General features: G+C 74.2%; 17 protein-coding genes and 1 pseudogene. 5 read left to right on the forward strand and 13 right to left on the reverse strand.

Annotated elements, in window-relative coordinates; genetic code table 11:
• The first annotated feature begins 77 nt into the window (after positions 1 to 77).
• Both AB0O40_RS28065 and AB0O40_RS28070 read left to right on the forward strand, forming a co-directional pair.
• Positions 78 to 1,889 (forward strand): glycoside hydrolase family 15 protein, encoded by a 1,812-nt coding sequence (locus AB0O40_RS28065; protein ID WP_365047517.1) that lies wholly within the window; start codon positions 78 to 80, stop codon positions 1,887 to 1,889.
• Positions 1,890 to 2,014: 125 nt separating this feature from the next.
• Positions 2,015 to 3,397 (forward strand): FAD-binding oxidoreductase, encoded by a 1,383-nt coding sequence (locus tag AB0O40_RS28070; RefSeq protein ID WP_365047475.1) that lies wholly within the window; start codon positions 2,015 to 2,017, stop codon positions 3,395 to 3,397.
• A gap of 5 nt (positions 3,398 to 3,402) precedes the next feature.
• On the opposite strand, the gene AB0O40_RS28075 is transcribed toward AB0O40_RS28070, so the two are convergent.
• Positions 3,403 to 5,037 carry an NAD(P)/FAD-dependent oxidoreductase gene (locus AB0O40_RS28075; RefSeq protein WP_365047478.1) on the reverse strand — a complete coding sequence of 545 codons (1,635 nt, stop codon included), beginning with the start codon at positions 5,035 to 5,037 and terminating at the stop codon, positions 3,403 to 3,405.
• 11 nt (positions 5,038 to 5,048) lie between these two features.
• Complete coding sequence (locus tag AB0O40_RS28080) at positions 5,049 to 6,581, reverse strand: APC family permease (RefSeq protein WP_365047481.1); 1,533 nt, start codon at positions 6,579 to 6,581, stop codon at positions 5,049 to 5,051.
• A 198-nt stretch (positions 6,582 to 6,779) separates the two neighbouring features.
• Here AB0O40_RS28080 and AB0O40_RS28085 point away from each other — a divergent pair, with 198 nt between their 5' ends.
• Positions 6,780 to 8,393: a PucR family transcriptional regulator gene (locus AB0O40_RS28085; RefSeq protein ID WP_365047484.1), complete on the forward strand. Its 1,614-nt coding sequence runs from the start codon at positions 6,780 to 6,782 to the stop codon at positions 8,391 to 8,393.
• 15 nt (positions 8,394 to 8,408) lie between these two features.
• Here the strand turns inward: AB0O40_RS28085 and AB0O40_RS28090 are convergent, their stop codons facing one another.
• The 5 genes from AB0O40_RS28090 to AB0O40_RS28110 all read right to left on the reverse strand — a co-directional run bounded on the left by AB0O40_RS28090 (position 8,409) and on the right by AB0O40_RS28110 (position 13,564).
• Positions 8,409 to 9,455: a glycosyltransferase family 4 protein gene (locus tag AB0O40_RS28090; protein WP_365047520.1), complete on the reverse strand. Its 1,047-nt coding sequence runs from the start codon at positions 9,453 to 9,455 to the stop codon at positions 8,409 to 8,411.
• A 235-nt stretch (positions 9,456 to 9,690) separates the two neighbouring features.
• The gene (recN, locus tag AB0O40_RS28095) at positions 9,691 to 11,448 is read right to left on the reverse strand and encodes a DNA repair protein RecN (RefSeq protein ID WP_365047486.1); all 1,758 of its coding nucleotides are present in this window, start codon (positions 11,446 to 11,448) and stop codon (positions 9,691 to 9,693) included.
• A 79-nt stretch (positions 11,449 to 11,527) separates the two neighbouring features.
• Positions 11,528 to 12,433 (reverse strand): NAD kinase, encoded by a 906-nt coding sequence (locus AB0O40_RS28100; protein ID WP_365047489.1) that lies wholly within the window; start codon positions 12,431 to 12,433, stop codon positions 11,528 to 11,530.
• Complete coding sequence (locus AB0O40_RS28105) at positions 12,430 to 13,245, reverse strand: TlyA family RNA methyltransferase (protein ID WP_365047492.1); 816 nt, start codon at positions 13,243 to 13,245, stop codon at positions 12,430 to 12,432. The genes AB0O40_RS28100 and AB0O40_RS28105 overlap by 4 nt, the downstream gene beginning before the upstream one ends.
• 7 nt (positions 13,246 to 13,252) lie before the next feature.
• Complete coding sequence (locus AB0O40_RS28110) at positions 13,253 to 13,564, reverse strand: hypothetical protein (protein ID WP_365047495.1); 312 nt, start codon at positions 13,562 to 13,564, stop codon at positions 13,253 to 13,255.
• 101 nt (positions 13,565 to 13,665) lie between these two features.
• On the opposite strand from AB0O40_RS28110, the gene AB0O40_RS28115 reads away from it, so the two are divergent.
• Entirely contained in the window at positions 13,666 to 14,013 is a 348-nt protein-coding gene (locus AB0O40_RS28115) for an SCP2 sterol-binding domain-containing protein (RefSeq protein WP_365047498.1), read from the forward strand.
• 18 nt (positions 14,014 to 14,031) lie between these two features.
• Here AB0O40_RS28115 and AB0O40_RS28120 read toward each other — a convergent pair whose 3' ends face one another.
• The 4 genes from AB0O40_RS28120 to AB0O40_RS28135 all read right to left on the reverse strand — a co-directional run bounded on the left by AB0O40_RS28120 (position 14,032) and on the right by AB0O40_RS28135 (position 18,196).
• A complete protein-coding gene (locus AB0O40_RS28120) occupies positions 14,032 to 14,835 on the reverse strand; it encodes an ABC transporter ATP-binding protein (protein ID WP_365047501.1) in 804 nt (267 codons plus the stop codon).
• Positions 14,836 to 14,906: 71 nt separating this feature from the next.
• Positions 14,907 to 15,968 carry an iron chelate uptake ABC transporter family permease subunit gene (locus AB0O40_RS28125; RefSeq protein ID WP_365047503.1) on the reverse strand — a complete coding sequence of 354 codons (1,062 nt, stop codon included), beginning with the start codon at positions 15,966 to 15,968 and terminating at the stop codon, positions 14,907 to 14,909.
• Positions 15,965 to 17,032, reverse strand: a complete 1,068-nt coding sequence (locus AB0O40_RS28130) for an iron chelate uptake ABC transporter family permease subunit (protein ID WP_365047505.1) — start codon at positions 17,030 to 17,032, stop codon at positions 15,965 to 15,967. The genes AB0O40_RS28125 and AB0O40_RS28130 overlap by 4 nt, the downstream gene beginning before the upstream one ends.
• A 126-nt stretch (positions 17,033 to 17,158) precedes the next feature.
• A complete protein-coding gene (locus tag AB0O40_RS28135; RefSeq protein ID WP_365047508.1) occupies positions 17,159 to 18,196 on the reverse strand; it encodes an HAD hydrolase-like protein in 1,038 nt (345 codons plus the stop codon).
• An 83-nt stretch (positions 18,197 to 18,279) separates the two neighbouring features.
• Here AB0O40_RS28135 and AB0O40_RS28140 point away from each other — a divergent pair, with 83 nt between their 5' ends.
• Complete coding sequence (locus tag AB0O40_RS28140) at positions 18,280 to 19,551, forward strand: DUF1015 domain-containing protein (RefSeq protein WP_365047511.1); 1,272 nt, start codon at positions 18,280 to 18,282, stop codon at positions 19,549 to 19,551.
• A 99-nt stretch (positions 19,552 to 19,650) separates the two neighbouring features.
• Here AB0O40_RS28140 and AB0O40_RS28145 read toward each other — a convergent pair whose 3' ends face one another.
• Together AB0O40_RS28145 and AB0O40_RS28150 are read right to left on the reverse strand one after the other, a co-directional pair.
• A complete protein-coding gene (locus AB0O40_RS28145; RefSeq protein ID WP_365047523.1) occupies positions 19,651 to 20,541 on the reverse strand; it encodes a hypothetical protein in 891 nt (296 codons plus the stop codon).
• A 342-nt stretch (positions 20,542 to 20,883) separates the two neighbouring features.
• Positions 20,884 to 21,663: pseudogene (locus AB0O40_RS28150) on the reverse strand (hypothetical protein); the annotation flags it as partial.

Here is a 21,663-nt window from a genome sequence, read left to right on the forward strand (position 1 = left end):
GCTTGAACTCGTCAACGACCCAAGACCGAAAAGTGATCGCCTCCCCCCGGGGGGGCGGACATGGCCGTCGACTGGAGATCCACGTGTCCGGGCGCATCGAGGACTACGCACTCATCGGAGACATGCAGACCGCAGCGCTGGTCTGCCGGGACGGCGCGGTGGACTGGTTGTGTCTGCCACGCTTCGACTCCCATGCCGTCTTCGCCGCACTGCTGGGCACGGAGGAGCACGGGTTCTGGCGCCTGGGCCCCGTCCACCCCGACGGGACCCCCGCGCCCCCCGCGGACCGCCGCCGCTACAAGGGCGACTCACTGGTCCTCGAATCGGAGTGGGACACGCCGCGCGGCACCGTCCGCGTCATCGACTTCATGCCCCCGCGCGAGGACCACGCCCCGCAGCTGATCCGGATCGTCGAGGGCGTCAGCGGGCGGGTCCCGATGCGCTCCGCCCTTCGGATGCGGTTCAGCTACGGGCGCGTGGTGCCCTGGGTGCACAAGGTCGACAGCCGCACGGTCGCGGTGGCCGGGCCCGACTCGGTCTGGCTGGATACCGACATGCCCACCTACGGCCACGACCTGACGACGTACTCCGACTTCACGGTCGCCCCGGGCGACCGGATCGCCTTCACGATCAGCTGGCAGCCCTCCCACAAGGAGCCGCCGGCCCTGCCGGACGCGGAGGCGGCCCTGGAGGCCACCACCGACTTCTGGCGCGAGTGGGTCGAGCACTGTACGTACCACGGGCCCTACCGCGAGGCCGTGGTCCGGTCGCTGATCACCCTCAAGGCCCTGACGTACGCGCCCACCGGCGGCATCGTCGCGGCCCCCACCACCTCGCTGCCCGAGGAGATCGGCGGCGTCCGGAACTGGGACTACCGCTACACCTGGCTGCGGGACGCGGCGATCACCCTCTCCTCGCTGCTGCGCACCGGCTACCGCGAGGAGGCCCGCGCCTGGCGCGAGTGGCTGCTGCGCGCGGTGGCCGGCGACCCCGAGAACCTGCAGATCATGTACGGCATCGCCGGCGAGCGGGAACTCGGCGAGACCGAGCTGGACTGGCTGCCCGGGTACGAGGGCTCCACCCCGGTCCGGGTCGGCAACGGCGCGGCCCACCAGCTCCAGCTCGACGTCTACGGCGAGGTCACCGAGGCCCTGCACCTGGGCCACATGACCGGCCTGGCCCGCAACGACTACGCCTCGCTGCTCCAGCTGAAGCTGATCCGCTACCTGGAGACCCACTGGAACGAGCCGGACGAGGGCATCTGGGAGGTCCGCGGCCCCCGCCGGCACTTCGTGCACTCCAAGGTCATGGCCTGGGTCGCGGTGGACCGGACGATCAAGCTCATCGAGTCCGGCGACGCGGACGGCCCACTGGAGCGCTGGCGCGAGCTGCGCGACGAGATCCACCGGGACGTCTGCGAGAAGGGCTACGACAAGGAGCGCAACACCTTCACCCAGTCCTACGGGTCGAGGGAGCTGGACGCCTCCCTGCTGCTGATCCCGCAGATGGGCTTCCTGCCGCCGGACGACAAGCGGGTCATCGGCACCATCGAGGCCATCCAGCGGGAGCTGTCCACCCCGGACGGCTTCATCCTGCGCTACCCGACCGCCGGCGACGAGGCGGGCGTGGACGGCCTGGAGGGCGACGAGGGCGCCTTCCTCGCCTGCTCCTTCTGGCTCGCCGACGACCTGGCGATGATCGGGCGGGTGGACGAGGCCCGGCGGCTCTTCGAGCGGCTGCTCTCGCTCCGCAACGACCTCGGCCTGCTGGCGGAGGAGTGGGACCCGCGGCTCAAGCGGCAGGTGGGCAACTTCCCGCAGGCCTTCAGCCACGTCCCCCTCATCGACACGGCCCTGCGGCTGACCGCGGGCGGGGCGTACGGGGCGTAGCCGGGCCCTGCGGCGCCGGACGGCGGGATCCGCGACGGGATCCCGCCCGCTCCGACGCGCCGGTGCCGGGCGGCGCGCCTAGGCTGGAAGCGTCCCTTGGTCCCCTTGATCGGAAGGGGGCTGTCATGGCTCCCCAATCGAAGGCGGGCACGGCACTCGTCGAGCTCCGCGAGGATCTGGCCGGTACGGTCCTGGCCCCGGACGACGCGGGGTACGACGCGGCCCGGGTCCTGTTCAACTCGATGATCGACAAACGCCCGGCGGTGATCGCCCAGTGCGAGAACGCCGCCGACGTGGTCCGCTCGGTCCGGTTCGCCCGGGACCTGGACCTGCCGATCGCGGTCCGCGGCGGGGGGCACGCCGTGGCGGGCACGGCCCTCAACGACGCCGGCCTCGTGATCGACCTGCGCCGGATGCACGAGACCACCGTCCACCCCGCGGCCGGGGCGGTGCGGATCGAGGGCGGCGCCACCATGAGCCACCTGGACCGGGCCACCGCACCGCACGGCCTGGCGACCACCGGCGGCCGGGCCTCCACCACCGGGGTGGGCGGGTACGTGCTGGGCGGCGGCACCGGCTGGCTCGACCGGAAGTTCGGCCTGGCGGTGGACAACCTGCTCGGCGTGGAACTGGTCACCGCCGACGGCCGCCTCGTCGAGGCGAGCGCCGAGGAGAACCCGGAGCTCTTCTGGGCCCTGCACGGCGGCGGCGGCAACTTCGGCATCGCCACCGCGCTGACCCTGCGGCTGCACGAACTGCCCGGGTACGCCATCGCGATGGTGCTGGCGCTGCCCGAGCACGGGCCCGAACTGGCCCGCACCTACCGCGACATCCTCGAGAACGCCCCCGACGAGGCCTCCGGCGGGGTGATCTACATGACCGGCCCGCCCGAGGAGTTCGTCCCCCCGGAACTGGTCGGCACCCTGCTGGCCGGCGCGCTGATCTGCTACGCCGGACCGGAGGAGGAGGTCCGCAAGCTGGCGCAGCCGCTGCTGGCCCTGCCGCACGTGGTGGAGATCGTCACGGCCATCCCGTACGCCGACTTCCAGTGCATGTTCGACGACCCCCCGGACCTGCGGAACTACTGGTCGGCCGAGTACCTGACCGGGGCGCCGGACGAGTTGATCGACGTCTTCTGCGCCCGCGCCTCGACCATGCCGGTGCCCACCGGCACCCAGCACGTGCTCTTCCCGCAGGGCGGCGCGATCGCCCGGGCCCCGGAGCAGTGGCCGGTCGCCTTCCGGGACGCGCCCTGGGCCGTCCACCCCTTCGGCATCTGGGAGGACCCGGCCGATGACGAACGCTGCATCCGCTGGGTCAAGGACGTCCGCGCGGACGTGGGGCCCTGGAGCACCGGCGCGGTGTACCTGAACTTCACCGGGGACGAGGGCGGCGACCGGGTCACCGCGGGCCTGGGAGCCGAGAACATGGCGCGCCTGGGCGCGGTCAAGCGGGAGTACGACCCGGACAACGTCTTCCGCTTCAACCACAACATCCGGCCCGCCTGACCGGCTCAGAGCAGGGCGGCGATCACCTCCCGCGCCGCCCGCTCGCCCTCGGTGGCGCCGCCTTCCATGAAGCCCTGGAAGTCGTACGAGCAGTGCTCGCCGCCGATGTGGACGTTGCCCTGCGCCGTGCCCTCGTACTTCGCGTACCGGTGCAGGTAGCCCACCGGCCAGTACGAGTAGGCGCCGAGCGAGTACGGGTTGCGGTGCCAGGCGGACAGTTGGGCCCTGCCGGTCCAGACGGCCCTGGTGCCCGGGAAGAAGGCGTCGATGCCGGTGAGCATCCGGCCGGCGAGGGACCGTACGTACGGGTCGGCCTCGGTGGCGAAGGGGCTGCCGGGGGTCAGCGACTTGGCCAGGCTGCCGCCGCCGTACTGGAGGAGGATGCCGCCGGTGCCGGGCTGGACCTTTGTCGTGTCCCAGGTCTGCTGGACGTCGAGGTCGGTGAAGCAGTCACCGGCCGAGACCCCCGGCCACGGCCCGGTGCCGCGCCAGGGCCTGCTCGTGAACTGCATGTTCAGCTTGGTGCAGTAACCCATCCGGGCGTCCCGCAGCAGGTTCTTCATCAGCGGGTCGAAGCCGGCCGCCGAGGTGTCGATCTGCTGGAGGACCGGCAGCGGCAGGCACAGGACGGTGTGGTCGGCGGTGACCGTCCGGGTCGCCCCGGAGTCGTCGAAGGTCAGCGTCTGGGTGCCGTCCGCGTTGGCGCGCACGGCGACCAGCGAGCGGCCCATCACGATCGAACCGGCGGGCAGGGCCGCGGCGATGGCGTTCGGCAGCCGGTCGTTGCCGCCGACGATGTGGTAGCGCTCGTTGCTCAGGCCCCAGACGTTGAAGTTGCCGGGGTTGGGCTGGTAGCCCATCAGCAACACCAGGGCGAGGGCCGACTGGTCGGTGGTGTCGGCGCCGTACTCGACGTTGTACGCCACGTCGAGGAAGCGGCCGAGCCGGGAGGTGTGCCCGCCGGGCACCCGGGACTCGATCCAGTCGTACAGCGACATGCCGTCCAGGGCCGTACCGGCGGGTGTGGTGGAGTTCCAGGCCACCTCGCCGGCCTCCTGGAGGTCGCGGTGCAGAGCCTGGAAGACGGCGTTGAAGTCGACGTCGGCCTGGTCGCGTGCGTAGTAACCGCCGTTGAACCAGAGCACTTCCTCGGCGCCGTTGGGGCCACCGCCCAGGAAGTCCTCGGTCGGCAGGCCGAAGCGGCGGCAGAGCTCCAGGATCTTCTTGTGGCTGGTGTCGATCAGCTCACCGCCGATCTCGGAGGTCTGCCCGTACGCCCAGTGGGCGCGCTGGGTCCACATGCGGCCGCCGACCCGGCCCGGGTTCGCCTCGTAGACGGTGGCGGCGATCCCCGCGTCCTGCAGGGTGAGGGCGGCGGTCAGGCCCGAGATGCCGGCGCCGACCACGGCGACCCGGGGAGTGCCGGTGGGCTTGTGCCCGTCGGGGGCGGCGGTCCGGGCGCGGGCCGGGGCGGCCGCCCCGGCGGCGAGCGCGGTGCCCAGGCCGAGGGCGGCGGCCCGCTCCAGCAGGGCGCGCCGGGACAGGCCCCGGACCTCGGCGACGGGGATCCTCAGCCGGCGGGCGGCCGCGTGCTCGGCGGCCAGTCGTCGCAGGGCGTGCATCAGGGGCGTACGGGCCATGGCGGCGGCTCCTAGACGTTCGCGGCGGACGGGGCGGGGTCGGTGCCGGCGGCCGGTACGGGCGCGTCCTCGGTGCGCTCCGCGGCGTCCTCGAGGACGATCCGGCCGATGATCTCGTAGCGTTCGGGGGCCCGGTACTTCAGGGAGAGGCCGAGGGCCAGGCCGCCGAGGAAGACCCCGCCGACGATCCACGGGATCAGCTTGAAGAAGAACGAGTCGGCGGCGGCGCCGGCGGCGGTCTCCATGTTGAGGACGAGCAGCACGACCACGGCGGTCATGCCGATCCCGCCGAGGACGGGGGCGACGAGGGTCTTGAACCAGTGCCGGTCCTCGGGGTGGTTCTTGCGGAAGTAGCCGATGACGGCGAAGGAGCAAAGGGTCTGGACGATCAGGATGGCCATCGTGCCGAGGATCGCCAGCAGCGTGTACAGGTGCAGGTACGGGTCCTGGCCGGTGAGCCAGAAGAGCGCGACCAGGCCGACTGCGATGCCGGTCTGCACCATGGAGGCGAGGTACGGCGAGCCGTGCCGGGGGTGCGTGCGGCCCAGCGCGGGGTGCAGGAAGCCCTCGCGGCCGATGGCGTAGAGGTAGCGGGCCGCGCACTGGTGGAAGGCCATGCCGCAGGCGAAGGAGCCGGTGAGCAGCAGCCACTGGAAGGCGTCGACGGCCCAGGCCCCGATGAAGTGCCGGGTGGGCGCGAAGAACAGGTCGAGGGGGGCGGCGGAGGCGGACAGCTTCACGGACTGCGTGATGCCGTTGCCGGCGATGGTCATCCAGGAGACGTAGATGTAGAAGAGGCCGACGCCGACCACCGAGATCAGGGTCGCCTTGGGGATGACCTTCTTCGGATTGCGGGATTCCTCGCCGTACATCGCGGTGGACTCGAAACCGACCCACGACCAGAAGGCGAAGAACAGGCCGAGCCCGGCGGAGGTGCCGGTGAAGGCGTTCTTGGGGTCGACCGGTTCGAAGGGGATGCCGTCGGGGCCGCCGCCGGCGATCAGGACGGCGGTGGCCACGGCGAAGAGCACCGCGATCTCGGCGACCAGCATCACGCCGAGGGCCTTGGCGGTCAGGTTGATGTCGAAGTGGGCGAGGGCCGCCGTGACCGCGAGCATCGCGGCGGCGTACAGGATCCACGGCACGTCGACGCCGAGCTGGCTCTTGACGGTGGTCTGGGCGAAGTAGGAGAAGACTCCGACGATCGAGGCCTCGAAGACGATGTACGCGAGCACGGCGAGCATCCCCGAGGCCATGCCCGCGATCCGGCCGAGGCCGTGCGAGATGTACCCGTAGAACGCGCCCGCGGCGGTGATGCGCTTGGCCATGGCCACGTAGCCGACCGCGAAGACGGTCAGCACGACGGTGGCGAAGAGGTAGCCGGCCGGAGCGCCGCTGCCGTTGCCGAAGCCGACGGCGATGGGCAGGTTGCCGGTCATGGCGGTGATCGGGGCGGCGGTGGCGACGGCCATGAAGACGACGCCGACCAGGCCGACCGAGTTCGCCTTGAGCCGCTGGACCTCACCGTTGGAGCTGTGGGACATGTACGTCCTCTTCCGCTAGTGCTGCGTGCCCGATGGGAGGCGGCCACTCTGACGCGACGTGACATAGACCACAATCGGCACGCGGTCCGATAATCGCCTTGCTGGAGCGACGAGTTGTCGGGTCGGAAGGGCGCAACACACGCCTTGTAACCATCAGGTGATGTTCTCGGAACACCACGCCCGGTAGCGTCCCGCGATATGGACAATCAGGGCGGCATCACCGTTCAGCGCGCACTGGAGCTGCCGGGGCTGCGCAGCGGACTGCCGGAGGTCGTGGCCGGCGCCGACCGGCTCGGCCGGACCGTCCGCTGGGTGCACGCCGGCGAGGTGCCGAACATCGCCTCCCTGCTCAAGGGCGGTGAGCTGCTGCTCACCACCGGCCTCGGGCTGGGCACCCGGCCGGCCGAACAGCGGGCCTTCGTCCGCCGGCTCGCCGAGCGGGGCATCGCGGCCCTGGTGGTGGAACTGGGCCCGCGCTTCAGCCGGCTCCCCGCCACGATCGTGGAGACCGCCCGGGCGGCCGGGCTGCCGCTGGTCCAGCTGCACCGCGAGGTGCCCTTCGTGGCCGTCACGGAAGAGGTCCACACCGAGATCGTCAACGGCCACTACGCCCTGCTCCAGCGCGCCGAGGAGGTCCACCGGCGCTGCACCGAGGCGCTGCTGGGCGGCGGCGGGATCCCCCAGGTCCTGCGGATCCTCGCCGACTTCACCGCCAACCCGGTCTTCCTGGAGACCCCGGACGGCCAGCTGCTGTACGCGGCCGGCGGCTCGGCCGAGGAGGTCGGCGCCGACCCGCTCCAGGTCTGGGAGGGGCTGCGCGGGCAGCGCGAGGAGGGCCCGCCCGCCAACGGCGTGCTGATCGACGTCCCGGGCGGCGGCCCCGGCACCGCCTCGGTGCGGGCCCGCCTGGTGCTGCTGGGCGTCTCGGCACCGCTGCTGCCGGTCCACCGGATGGCCGCGGAGCGGACGGCCGGGGTGCTGGCCGTGGTGCTGATGCAGGCCCGTCAGGAGGAGGAGCTGGCCGCCCGCGGCCGGGGCGACTTCCTCACCGACCTGGCCGAGGGCCGGATCTCCGCCGAGGCGGCCCCGGCCCAGGCCCGGGTCCTCGGCTTCAAACCGGGCGACGGGCCGCTGCTGCCGGTCGTCATGCGGCTGGCCTCGGACCGGGGGATGTCCGGCAACTGGGCGGTCCTGGCCCGGGCGGTCCTGGAAGAGCTCTCCGCGGTCGGCGTCCCCGTCCTGCTGGGCGTACGGCCGGTCGAGGGCCGGGTACCGCTGCTGCTCGCGCTGCGCTCGGAGTCGGAGCGGACCGCGGTGGCCGACCGGGTCGCGGCGGCGCTGCGGGCCGGGGTGGACCGGGCCGGACTGGACCGGGCCGGCGCGCCGCCGGTGGTCGTGGTCGGCGTCGCGGGCGGCTGGGCCGCGGCCTCCTCCGGGCTGCGGCACGCCGCGGAGACCGCCACCGCGGCGCAGGGGCTGCCGTCCCTGCCCTGGTACGACGCCCGCCGCCTGGACATCGACCTGCTGCTGTGGCGGCTGCGGGAACACCCCGACCTGGCGGCCTTCGTGGACCGGGCGATCGGCCCTCTGCGGCTGCACGACGCCGCTTCCAAGCCGCCGCTGCTGCCGACGCTGGAGACGTACCTGGCGCACGCCGGGCGCAAGGCGGAGACCGCCCGCGAGCTGCACCTCAACCGCCAGACCCTCTACAACCGCCTGGCCCGCATCTCCGAGCTCCTCGGCACGGACCTGGACGACCCCGAGACCGTCCTCTCCCTGAGCCTGGCCCTCCGCGCCCGCCGCCACCTGTAGAGGCCGGGGGACGGCCTAGCGGGGGCGTTCGCGGAGTTCGTCGTAGACGGCCAGGACCTGGGCGACCGTGTCGTCCTCCGACGGCCAGGACGCCGCCTGCCGGGGCCCGGCCAGGGCCAGCCGGGACCGGAGCCCCGGGGAGGACAGCACCCGCACCACCCCGGCGGACAGCAGCGCAGGGTCTCCGTAGGGCACCAGCACCGCCGCATCCCCCACCAGCTCCGGCACGCCCCCCACCGCCGTGGCCACCAGCGGCACCCCCAGCCGCAGCGCCTCCTGCGCCAGCAGCGACCGCCCCTCCCACCGCGCCGGCAGCACCGCCACGTCCGCCGCCGCCAGCAGCTCCGTCACGTCCGGCCGCCGCCCCAGCAGCCGCACCGGCAGCGCCTCGGTCTCGATCCGCCGCGCCAGCAGCTCGCGTTGCGGCCCCTCCCCCGCGATCACCAGCAGCGGCATCGGATCCAGCGCCCGCCACTCCCGCGCCGCGTCCAACAGCAGCTGGTACCCCCGGTAGGGCACCAGACTGCCCACCGCGATCACCAACGGCCGCTCCACCGCGCCCAGTTCCGCCCGCACCTTGCCGGGGTCCCCGGTCACCACCCCGCCCGGCACCGTCACCGGCGCCAGCCGGGCGTCCCGCGCCCCGCGCCGCCGCGCCTCGTCCACCTGGTCGGAGGAGGCGCCGAGCACCACCGCCGCCGCCCGCGCCACCCGCCGCTCCAGCAGCCGGGTCAGCTGCCCCAGCGGGCCCTCCGCGGCGGGCCCGGCGTGCCAGGTCACCACCAGCGGCACCCGCTGCCCGCGCAGCGCCAGGGCCGCCCGGACCCCGGCGTGCAGGCCGTGCGCGTGCACCACGTCCGCCCCGGCGCAGACCGCGCGCAGCGCACTGACCACGGCCGGGGCCACCCGCGCGCCCGCGCCCGTGAAGTCGTACTCCCCCTCGGTCTCGACGGGCGCGCAGACCGTCACCGCGACGCCCCGCGCCGCCAGCCCGGTGGTCAGCGAACGCACGTGCGCACTGCTCCCGGCGCTGCCGCCGCCCAGGACCTGGACGGTGCTCATCGGGGTGCGCCCGAAGGCCGGGGCCGGAGGCGGGGTACTGCTCACGTGCCGGAGCTCCTGTACGAAAAGGGGGCGGCGGCGCGCGTACCCGCGCACCGCCGCCCAGAATGCCAGTCCGTGCCGGACTTGGCGCACCTTCCGTGTGGGGATCCCGTGTGAGGAAACGTCACCATCCCGCCGGGATCACCCACATGGGCGACCGACCGGCCGGGATCCCACCGGGACCCGGCCCGTCTCAGCCGTCCGCGCGAGCGGCCGCCAGCAGTTCCTCGGCGTGCGCCCGAGCCGTTTCCGAGTCCTCCTGGCCGGCCAGCATCCGGGACAGCTCCCGCACCCGGTCCTCGCCCTCCAGGACGGTCACGCCGCTGCGCGTCACCGAGCCGTCATTGGTCTTCTCCACCAGCAGCTGCCGGTCCGCGAAGGCCGCCACCTGCGGCAGGTGCGTGACCACCACGACCTGCGCCGACTTGGCCAGCTTGGCCAGCCGCCGGCCGACCTCCACCGCCGCCTTGCCGCCGACCCCGGCGTCGACCTCGTCGAAGAGGTACGTGGGCACCGGATCGGACCCGGCGAAGACCACCTCCACGGCCAGCATCACCCGGGAGAGCTCACCGCCCGAGGCGCCCTTGGCGATCGGCCTCGGCTGCGCACCGGGGTGCGGGGCGAGCAGCAGCTCCACCTCGTCCGCGCCCGAGGGTCCGTAGGCCACCGCCCGGCCGCTGACCTCCACGCTCTCGCCGGCCGGCTCCTCGGTCTGCCGGATGTCGATGCTCACCCGGGCGTGCGGCATGGCCAGCGAGGCCAGCTCCTCGGTCACCGCGGCCGCGAACCGCTGCGCGGCCTCGGTCCGGGCGTCCGTCAGGGCCTGCGCGAGCCCGGAGAGTTCGGCCCGCAGCCCGTCGCGCTCCGCGGTCAGCTCGCCGATCCGGTCGTCGTCGCCGTCCAGCTCGGCCAGCCGCCCGGCGCCCTCCTCGGCCCAGGCCAGCACCGCATCGATGCCGTCGCCGGGCGTCCCGTACTTGCGGACCAGACCGGTCAGCTGCGCCCGCCGCTCCTCCACGGCCGCCAGCCGCAGCGGGTCGGCGTCGAGGTCGTCGGCGTACCCGGCGAGCTCCCCGGCCACGTCGGCCAGCAGGATGCCGACCTCCCCGATCCGCTCGGCGAGCGCCGCCAGCGCCGGGTCGTGCGACCGGACGGCCTCCAGCGCGCGGTGCGCACCGGCGACCAGGGTGTTGGCGTCGACCCCCTCGGGGTCCTCGGGGTTGCCGGCCAGCGCGGCGTGCGCCAGGGCCGCGGCCGAGGCCAGGGACTCGGCGTGGCCCAGGCGTTCGGCCTCGGCGGCCAGGTCGGCGTCCTCGCCGGGCACCGGCTCGGCCGCGGCGACCTCGTCCAGGCCGAAGCGCAGCAGGTCCGCCTCCTGGGCCCGCTCCCGGGCCCGGGTGGTCAGCTCCGCCAGCTCGCCGGCCACCGCGCGCAGCCGCCGGTAGGCCGCCGCGTACTTCTCCAGGGGGACGGCGACCGCGTCACCGGCGTACCGGTCCAGCGCCTGCCGCTGCCGCGCCGGCCGCAGCAGGCCCTGCTGGTCGGTCTGGCCGTGTACCGCGACCAGGTCCTCGGCCAGCTCGCCGAGCAGCCCCACGGGCACGGACCGGCCGCCCAGGTGCGCCCGGGAGCGCCCCTCGGCCGAAACGGTACGGCTGATCAGCAGCGCGCCGTCGTCCAGCTCGGCGCCCGCCTCCTCGGCGCGCACGGCGGCGGCCGCGTCCGGCGCCATGGTGATCCGGCCCTCGACGACCGCGGCCTTGGCCCCGACGCGTACGAGGGCGGGGTCGGCCCGCCCGCCCAGCAGCAGCCCGAGACTCGTCACGACCATCGTCTTGCCCGCGCCGGTCTCGCCGGTCACCGCGGTGAATCCGGGCGAGAGCTCGACCACCGCGTCGTCGATGACCCCGAGGGCCCGTATCCGCATCTCTTCCAGCACGGACCTGACCATACCGAGTTCTCGGGGGGCGCGGTTCACCTCGGGGCCGCCACCGCTCCCGGCCGCCCCGAACGGGCGGCCGGTCCGCGCGTCAGTGCGGGGCGCCCCGCCAGCCGGAGACTGGCAGGGCGAACTTGGCGACCAGCCGGTCGGTGAAGGAGGCGTGGTGCAGCCGGGCCAGCCGGACCGGCACGGCACCGCGGCGCACCTCCACCCGCGCCCCGGCGGGCAGCTCCAGGGTGCGCCGCCCGTCGCACCACAGCACGCCGTGCGGGGTGCCGTTCTGCACCTCGACGGCCAGCACCGAGGCCGGCGAGGTGACCAGCGGCTTCGCGAACAGCGCGTGGGCGCTGATCGGCACCATCAGCAGGGCCTCGACCTCGGGCCAGACCACCGGCCCGCCGGCCGAGAAGGCGTACGCGGTCGACCCGGTCGGGGTGGCGCAGACCACACCGTCGCAGCCGAAGCCGGAGACCGGCCGGCCGTCGACCTCGATGACCACTTCGAGGATGCGTTCGGGGGAGACCTTCTGGACCGCGGCTTCGTTCAGCGCCCAGTCCGTGTGCACCACGTCGCCGTTGGTGCGGACCGACACGTCGAGGGTCATCCGCTCCTCGACCTCGTACTCCTGGGTGACCACCCGGTCGACGACCTTGTCGAGGTCGTCGCGCTCGGCCTCGGCGAGGAAGCCGACCCGGCCCAGATTGACGCCCAGCATCGGCACCCCGGAACCGCGGGCCAGCTCGGCCCCGCGCAGCAGCGTGCCGTCGCCGCCCAGGACGATCAGCAGCTCACAGCCGTCGAGCACGTCGGGCGCGTGCTCCTTGACCAGCTCGACCTCGGGCGGCAGGGGCATCCCCACCGCCTCGTGGGCGAAGACCCGTACCCCCAGCCCGCTGCGCAGCAGGCCCTGTACCACCAGTTCGGCGCTGCGCAACGCGGCCGGCCGGCCGGTGTGCGCGAGCATGAAAACGGTCCGTCCCACAGGATTGGTCACCGCGGCCCCTCCGCCACTGCACGGTCAACATCCGCCGGGTCGAGTGCCGGTGCCCCCGCCCGGAGCCAAAGGAAGTACTCGACATTACCCGACGGTCCGGGCAGCGGGCTCGCGGTCACGCCCAGGACGCCCAGGCCCAGCGCCCCGGCCTGCCGGGCGACCTCGCGCACCGCCTCGGCGCGCAGCTCGGGACTGCGCACCACCCCGCCGCTGCCCAGCCGGTCCTTGCCGACCTCGAACTGCGGCTTGACCATCAGCACCAGGTCGGCGTCGGGCGCCGTGCAGCGCACCAGCGCCGGCAGCACCAGGCCGATGGAGATGAAGGACAGGTCCCCGACGACCAGGTCGGCCGGGATGTCGTCGATCTGTTCCAGGGTCAGTTCGCGGACGTTGGTCCGGTCCTTGACCGTGACCCGCTCGTCGCTCTGCAGCGACCAGGCGAGCTGCCCGTAGCCGACGTCCACGGCGACCACGTGCCCGACGCCGGAGCGCAGCAGGACGTCGGTGAAGCCGCCGGTGGAGGCGCCCGCGTCCAGGGCGCGCCGGCCCTCGACCTTCAGGCCCTGCGGTACGAAGGCCGCCAGCGCCCCGGCGAGCTTGTGGCCGCCCCGGGAGACGTAGTCGGGGTCGTCGTCGTCGGCGAGGACGACCAGGGCCGCGCTGGTCTCGACCTGGGTGGCGGCCTTGGTCGCGGTGGCGCCGCCGACGGTGACCCGTCCCGCGGCGATCAGCTGGGCCGCGTGCTCGCGCGAGCGGGCCAGCTTGCGGCGTACCAGTTCGGCGTCCAGGCGGCGGCGTGCCACTCCTGCCACGTTCGGTTCAGCTCCTGTTTTCGTACGGTCCGGGCTCGGGGCGCGCGTCCAGCGCGGTCAGCGCATCGCGCAGGCCCCTGTGCACATCCTCGTACACGGCGAGGTGGGCGTCGGCCGGGAGGTGGTCGGCATCGGCCAGGACGGCCAGTACCGCGTCCGTGTCCGGGTGGCCGGTGGGGGTGCGCCCGACGCCGAGCGGCGCGGGCGCGGCAGGCTCCGCCGGGGCCTGTGCCTGCACCTGCGGGGCCGGGGCGGCCGGCGGCGCGGGTACGGCGGGCGCGGCGGGTTCGGACACCGCTTCCGGAGGGGGCTCGGTCATACCCCGACGCTACCTCGAAGCGGCCTCGAGCCGGTGCACGCCCGGGCGGACCGTACGGTGACCGGAGGGCCGTCACCGGCCTGCGGTACCTTCGTCGGACCATGGCGACGATCGAGGAGTGCCGCGCGGCACTCGACCAGCTCTCCGACAACCTGGCGCGGGCCGACAAGGACGTGCGCGGCGCCGCCGCGCTGGACCGGTCCCTCAGCTGTCACATCACCGACCTCGACACCACCTTCACGGGCCGGCTCCGCGAGGGCCGCATCGAGGTCCGGGGCACCGCCCCCGGCCCCCCGCGCGAGAAGGCGGAGATCCGCCTGTCGATGACCGCCGACGACCTCCTCGCGATGGTCGCCGGCGACCTGAACTTCGCCAAGGCCTGGGCCGCCGGCCGGGTCCGCCTGGAAGCCGGCTTCCGCGACCTCCTCCGCCTGCGCTCGCTGCTCTGACCCCGGCCCGCCCGGGGATCAGCCCCGCGCAGCGGCCCGGGCGGCCCGCGCGGCGGGGATGACCAGCGGTGTGCCCGTCTCCGGGTCGGGGATGACCTGGCAGCGCAGCCCGAAGACCCGCTCCACCAGTTCCGCCGTCACCACCTCGCCCGGCGGCCCCTCCGCCACCACCGCACCGTCCCGCATCGCGATCAGGTGCGTCGCGTACCGGGCCGCGTGGTTCAGGTCGTGCAGCACCGCCACCAGCGTCCGCCCCTGCGTCTCGTGCAGCTCGGCACACAGGTCCAGGACGTCGATCTGGTGCTGGATGTCGAGGTACGTCGTCGGCTCGTCCAGCAGCAGCAGCGGCGTCTGCTGGGCCAGCGCCATCGCGATCCACACCCGCTGGCGCTGCCCGCCGGAGAGCTCGTCCACCGGCCGGTCGGCCAGCTCGGCCACCCCGGTCGAGGCCATCGACTCCCGGACGATCCGCTCGTCCTCGCGGGACCACTGCCGCAGCAGGCCCTGGTGCGGGTACCGGCCGCGGGCCACCAGGTCGGCCACGGTGATGCCGTCCGGGGCGATCGAGGACTGCGGCAGCAGCCCCAGGGTCCTGGCCACCTGCTTGGCCGGCAGCGAGCCGATCGCCTCGCCGTCCAGCAGCACCCGTCCGGCCGTCGGCTTCAGCATCCGCGACAGCGCGCGCAGCAGCGTCGACTTGCCGCAGGCGTTGGGGCCGACGATCACGGTGAAGGACCGGTCGGGGATCTCCACCGACAGGTTCTCGGCGATGACCCGCTGGTCGTAGCCGAGGGTGACGTTCTGCGCGGTCAGCCGCTGCACTGGGGTACTCCTCGAAGTCTTGCTCAGCGCCGGATGCACCTCCGGCGTCCCGTCCGGCGTCGCCGCCGGCTTCATATCCGGCCGGCCTTGCGCTCGGTGGCCAGCAGCCACAGCAGGTAGACGCCGCCGACCAGGCCGGTCACCACGCCCACCGGCAGCGACCCGCTGCCGAAGGCCCGCTGCGAGGCCCAGTCCGAGGCGATCAGCAGCACCGCGCCCATCAGGGCCGAGCCGAGCAGGTTCGCCCCCGGCGACCGGGTCAGCCGGCGCACCAGCTGGGGCGCGGCCAGCGCCACGAAGGTGATGGGGCCGGCGGCGGCACCGGCGGCCGTGGTCAGCACCACCGCGGCCAGCATCAGCAGCAGCCGGGTCCGCTCCACCCGGACGCCCAGCGCGTGCGCCGCGTCGTCCCCCATCTCCATCATCCGCAGCGCCCGGCCGTGGCCGAGGACCAGCGGGAACAGCACCGCGCAACAGGCCAGCAGCGGCCAGACCTGCGCCCAGTCCCGGCCGTCCAGCGAGCCGGTCAGCCAGACCATGGCCCGGGTGGCCTCGACCAGCTGGGCCTTGGTCAGCAGGTAGTTGATGACGGCCACCATCATGGCCGAGGTGCCGATGCCCACCAGCACCAGCCGGTAGCCCTGGATGCCCTGCTGCCAGGCCAGCAGGTACACCAGCACGCCGGCCAGCAGCCCGCCCACCAGCGCACCGCCGGCCACCGCGAGGGCCCCGCCGTGGAAGACGACGATCACGACCAGGGCGCCGACCGCCGAGCCGAAGCCGAAGCCCAGCACGTCGGGCGAGCCGAGCGGGTTGCGGGTCACCGACTGGAAGACCGCCCCGGACATCCCGAGCGAGGCGCCCACCAGCAGCGCGACCAGCACCCGCGGCAGCCGCATGTCGTCGACGATGAACTCCTGGCCCGCCGTGCCCGCCCCGAAGAGGGTGCGCACCACGTCCGCGGGGGCGATGGGGAAGTCACCGGTGCCGATCAGCACCACCGCCGCGGCCAGCGCCGCCAGCACCAGCAGCACGCCGACCGCCAGCGCGCGGGGCTCCACCCGTAGCGAGATCCCGCCGGGCGCGCGCAGCGCCCGGCCTCCGGGGCGTCCGCCCCGCTTGGTCAGGCTCACAGCTGCGCCATCCTCCGGCGTCGTACGAGGTAGATGAAGACGGGGCCGCCCAACAGCGCGGTCACGATGCCCACCTGGAGCTCCGCGGGCCGGGTGACCACCCGGCCCAGCACGTCCGCGCCCAGCAGCAGCACCGGGGAGAGCACCGCGCTGTAGACGAGGATCCACCGCATGTCGGGGCCGGTGACGAGGCGGGCCAGGTGCGGGATCATCAGGCCGATGAAGACGATCGGGCCGCAGGCCGCGGTCGCGGCACCGCACAGCAGCGTGATGGCCACCATCGCGATCACGCGGGTGCGGGTGAGGTGCGCACCGAGCGCCCGGGCCGTGTCGTCGCCCAGCGCCATCGCGTTGAGCGGCCGGCCCAGGCACAGCGCGAGCAGCGCCCCGACCGCGATGAAGGGCAGCACCTGCCGGACCGTGTCCCCGGTGGCCGAGGTCAGCGAGCCGACCGTCCAGAACCGCAGCCGCTCCAGCGCCTTGCTGTCCATCAGCACGACCGCGTTGATGTAGCCCATCAGCGCCGCGCTGGCCGCGGTGCCCGCCAGCGCCAGCCGGACCGGGGTGGCCCCGCGGCTGCCGCCGAGGACGTACACCAGGACGGAGACGAGGGCGGCGCCGGCGAAGGCGTACCAGACGAACTCGCTCAGGGAGGAGGCCCCGAGGAAGCTGACGCCGGTGACCACCGCGGCCGAGGCCCCGGCGTTGACGCCGAGGATGCCCGGCTCGGCGAGCGGGTTGCGGGTCAGCGCCTGCATCACCGCGCCGGCCAGCCCGAGCGCCAGCCCGACCAGGACGCCGAGCACGGTGCGCGGCACCCGGGTGTCGCGCACCACCACGTCGTCGGGGGTGCCGGAGTAGTGGAACAGCCCGTGCCAGACCTGCTCCAGCGGGATCGGCTTGGACCCCACCGCGATGCTCGCGACCACGATCAGGGCGAGCGCACCGAGCGCCACGGCCAGTCCGGTCACCCGGACGGCCGAGCGCACCCGGGGCGCATCCGGCTCGGGGGGCGCGGCGGCCGGTACGGACGCACTCGTTTCAGGGGGACTTTCAGCCAACACGAAAGTTAGGTTAGCCTATCCTCCGCTCGCCGGAGCCACCCTCGCACGCCGCCCGGCCGGGCGGCCGGCCGACCGCCGCCCACCCGACCGGAAGCACTCGATCCGCCCGGCCCGCCCGAGCCGCCGTCAGAACCCCAGCCGGGCCAGCGCCTTGCCCGCGTCGAGCGTGCAGGAGCCCTCCCCCGCCTGCGTCCAGGCCGCCGCGCACAGCGCCCGCAGCCCGTCGAGCGGATCTCCACCCTCCGCCCCGGCCAGCTCCAGCTCGGCACCACCGGCCGTCGCGGTCCAGCCCCCGCAGCGGAAACCGTCCCCCGCCGGCTCGACCTCCGGCTGCCCGGTGAGCATCCCGCGCAGGTCCGCGTCCACGTACGTCGGCCGGTACTTCGGCTCCGCGGTCAGCAGCAGCGCCGCATCGGTGACACCGGTCAGCACCAGCAGCGAGTCCACCCCGCCGTTGAAGGCGCCCTCGATGTCGGTGTCCAGCCGGTCCCCCACCACCAGCGGCCGCTCGGCCCCGGTCCGCAGGATCGTCTCCCGGTGCATCGGGGGCAGCGGCTTGCCCGCCACCCGCGGCTCCGCGCCCGTCGCGATCCGCACCACCTCCACCGCGGCGCCGTTGCCCGGCGCGATCCCCCGCGCACTGGGAATCGTCAGATCCGTGTTGGACGCGAACCACGGCACCCCGCGCGCGATCGCGTACGAAGCCTCCGCGAACCGGCCCCAGGCCAGGTCAGGGCCCCCGTACCCCTGCACCACGGCCGCCAGACCGGACTCGTCCGCCGACTCCACCGGCACCAGGCCCCGCTCCCGCAGCGCGACCCGCAGCCCCTCCCCGCCGATCACCAGCACCTTGGAACCGGCCGGCACCTCGTCCGCGATCAGCCGGGCCACCGCCTGCGCGGAGGTGATCACCTCACCGGCCGCGGTCGGGATCCCCAGCTCCGTCAGGTGCTCCGCCACCGCGTCCGGGGTGCGCAGCGCGTTGTTCGTGACGTACGCCAGGTGCATCCCGTCCGCCCGCGCCGCCGCCAGCGAGGACACCGCGTGCGCGATCGCCAGACCGCCCGCGTACACCACCCCGTCGAGGTCCAGCAGAGCCGTGTCGTACGCCGTGTGCAGGCTCTGTCCGCTGCCGGAAGGCCTGGTCCTGCCCTGCCGAGTCATCCGTCCGCTCCTCATACGATCATGACCGAAATGCATACCGCCCCGATCATCCCGCATCGCGAGACGCGCCTTACCATGCACCAATGACCACATCTGGTACCGCGGAGCACGGACTGCGCCTGATCCCCTTCCACGGCCTGCGCTATGTCCCCGAGCGCGTCGGCAGCCTCGCCGCCGTCACCTCGCCGCCGTACGACGTGGTGGTACGCCCCGACGGACTCAACCACCTCGAGTCCGCCGACCCGCACAACATCGTCCGGCTGATCCTCCCGCAGGCCGAGACCCCGGACGCCCGCAACGACCAGGCCGCCCGCACCCTGCACGACTGGCTGGCCGAGGGCGTGCTCAGCGCCGACCCGGTGCCGGCCCTGTACATGTACGAGCAGCGCGGTGAAGGCCTCCTCCAGCGCGGACTGATCGGCGCCCTGGCCCTGTCCTCCGCCGACGAGGGTGTGGTCCTCCCCCACGAGGACGTCATGCCCCACGTCGTCACCGACCGGGCCGGCCTGATGCGCGCCACCTCCGCCAACCTCGAACCGCTGCTGCTCACCTACCTCGGCGAGGGCGGCCACACCGGCGCCGCCGCGGTCATCGAGGCCACCGCCCAGCGGCCCCCGCTGCTCGCCACCACCACCGAGGACGGCTTCCGGCACCGCCTGTGGGCCATCACGGACCCGGCCGAACTGGCCACCGTCACGGCCGATCTGACGCACCGACAAGCCCTGATCGCGGACGGCCACCACCGCTGGGCCACCTATCTGCGCCTGCAGTCCGAGCACAGCGGGCCCGGCGCCTGGGACTACGGCCTGGTGCTGCTGGTGGACACCCACACGTACCCGCTCCAGGTCCGCGCCATCCACCGGATGCTCCGCCGGCTCCCGGTCGCGGACGCGCTGGCCGCGCTCGACGGCCACTTCCGGATCCGCGAGGTCGAGGGACCGCTGCCCGCCGCCATGGCCGAGCTCGGCACCGCCGCCGTCGGCGGCAACGCCTTCCTGCTGACCGGCGACGGCCGCTTCCACCTGGTCACCGACCCCGACCCGGAGCTGATCGAGCGCACCGTCCGGCGCGACCGCCCCGAGGCCTGGCGGCGCCTGGACGCCACCGTCCTGCACGCCACCCTGCTGGACCACCTCTGGAACGTCCCGGACACCCCGGAGCAGATCGCGTACATCCACGACACCGCGGCCACCGTCGAGATGGCCGAGCGGCACGGCGGCACGGCCGTCCTGCTGCACCCGGTCCGCGAGGAGGTCGTACGCGAGCTGGCCCGGCAGGGCGTGACCATGCCCCGCAAGTCCACCTCCTTCGGCCCCAAGCCGGCCACCGGACTGGTCCTGCGCAGCCTGGCCTGAGCCGGAAAACGGAAAAGGGCGGTACCCCCGTACGGGGGTACCGCCCTTTTCGTCGTGCCCGCCGGCCGGGGCTCGCCGCCCCGGCCGGTCAGGCCCCGGTCAGCCCTTGTCGCCGTCCCGGTCGGCGGCCGCGGGGGCCTCCGGCAGGTCGTCCTCGTCGGTCAGGTCGACGTCGGCGTCGGCCGCGGACCGCTCCAGCGGCTCGTACTCCTCGTCGTCCTCGTCGTAGTACTCGGTACGGTCGGAGGCCCGCTCGGCGGCCCGGACCTCCGGGTCGTCGTCCTGCTCGTCGTCCTCGTCCTCGTCGTCGGACTCGGCACGGGCGGCGTCGTAGTCGCCGTCCTCCTCCTCGTCCTCGTCGATGGCGTCGACGAACTCGACCCCGTCCATCTCGGCGAGCCGGTCGGAGGCGTCGGTGGCGCCGTCCTTGTCGGCCTCGAGCGCCTTGGCGAACCACTCGCGCGCCTCGTCCTCGCGCTCGGCGGCCAGCAGGGCGTCGGCGTAGGCGTACCGCAGGCGGGCCGTCCACGGCTGGACGGAGCTGGAGGCCAGCTCCGGGCTCTGCAGGGTCACGATGGCCGCGTCGAGCTGACCGAGGTCGCGCCGGGCACCGGCGGCGACCAGCCGCATCTCGACCTGGCCGGCCTTGTCCAGCTTCTGCACCTCGGGCTCGCCGGCCATGGCCAGCGCGCGCTCGGGACGGCCCAGGCCGCGCTCGCAGTCCGCCATGACGGGCCACAGCTCCACCGAGCCGGTCATCCGGCGGGCGGCCCGGAACTCGGCCAGCGCCTCGCTGTACTTCTGCGTCGCGTACGCGGCGAAGCCGGCGGCCTCGCGGACGGCGGCGACGCGGGAGGCCAGCCGCAGGGCGATGCGCGAGTACGCGTACGCCTGCTCGGGCTCCTCGTCGATCAGCCGGGCGACCATGACCAGGTTCCGGGAGACCTCCTCGGCCAGGCCCTTGGGCAGGCTCAGCAGCTCCTGGCGCACATCGGGGTCGATCTCGTCACCGGTGACGTCGTCGTCGATGGGCAGGCGCTTGACCGGCTCGCGGTCGCTGCGGTCGCGGTAGTCGCGGTCCCGCTCGTCACGCCCGCGGTACCCGCCACGGTCGCCACCGCGGTCGTCACGGCCACGGTACCCACCGCGGTCGCCGCCCCGGTCGTCCCGCCCGCGGTACCCGCCGCGGTCGCCGCCGCGGTCGTCACGGCCGCGGAAACCACCGCGGTCGCCGCCCCGGTCGTCATCCCGGCGCGGGTAGCTCGGACGGTCGCCGCCACGGAAGCCGCCCCGGTCGCCACCGCGGTCGTCACGGCGGTCGTCACGACGGAAACCGCCGCGGTCGTCGTCACGGCGCGGGTAGCTGGGACGGTCGCCCCGCTCACCACGGTCGTCACGGCGCGGGTAGCTGGGGCGGTCGCCGCCCCGGTCGTCACGGCGGAAGCCGCCACGGTCGCCACCGCGGTCATCGCGGCCGCGGAAACCACCGCGGTCGCCGCCCCGGTCGTCATCACGACGGGGGTAGCTCGGACGGTCGCCGCGGTCGTCACGGCGGAAGGGAGGACGGTCGCCACCGCGGTCGTCACGGCCGCGGAAACCACCGCGGTCGCCGCCGCGGTCGCCACCGAAGCTGGGACGGCCGCCACGGTCGTCGTCGCGACGGGGGTAGCTCGGGCGGTCGCCACCGCGGTCGTCACGGCGGAAGCCGCCGCCACCGGAGGGACGGTCACCGCGGTCATCGCGACGGAAACCGCCACGGTCGCCACCGCGGTCACGGTCGCCACCGAAGCTGGGACGGCCGCCACGGTCGTCGTCACGGCGCGGGTAGCTGGGACGGTCGCCGCCACGGTCGTCACGGCGGAAACCGCCGCCGCCACCGGAAGGACGGTCACCGCGGTCGTCGCGGCGGAAGGAGGGACGGTCACCACCACGGTCGTCACGGCCGCGGAAGCCGCCACGGTCGCCGCCGCGGTCGCCGCCGAAGCTGGGACGGCCGCCACGGTCGTCGTCGCGACGCGGGTAGCTCGGGCGGTCGCCACCGCGGTCGTCACGGCGGAAGCCGCCGCCACCGGAGGGACGGTCACCGCGGTCATCGCGACGGAAACCGCCACG

Origin of the sequence: Streptomyces sp. NPDC089919 (assembly GCF_040684615.1) — a bacterium.
GTDB lineage: Bacteria > Actinomycetota > Actinomycetes > Streptomycetales > Streptomycetaceae > Streptomyces.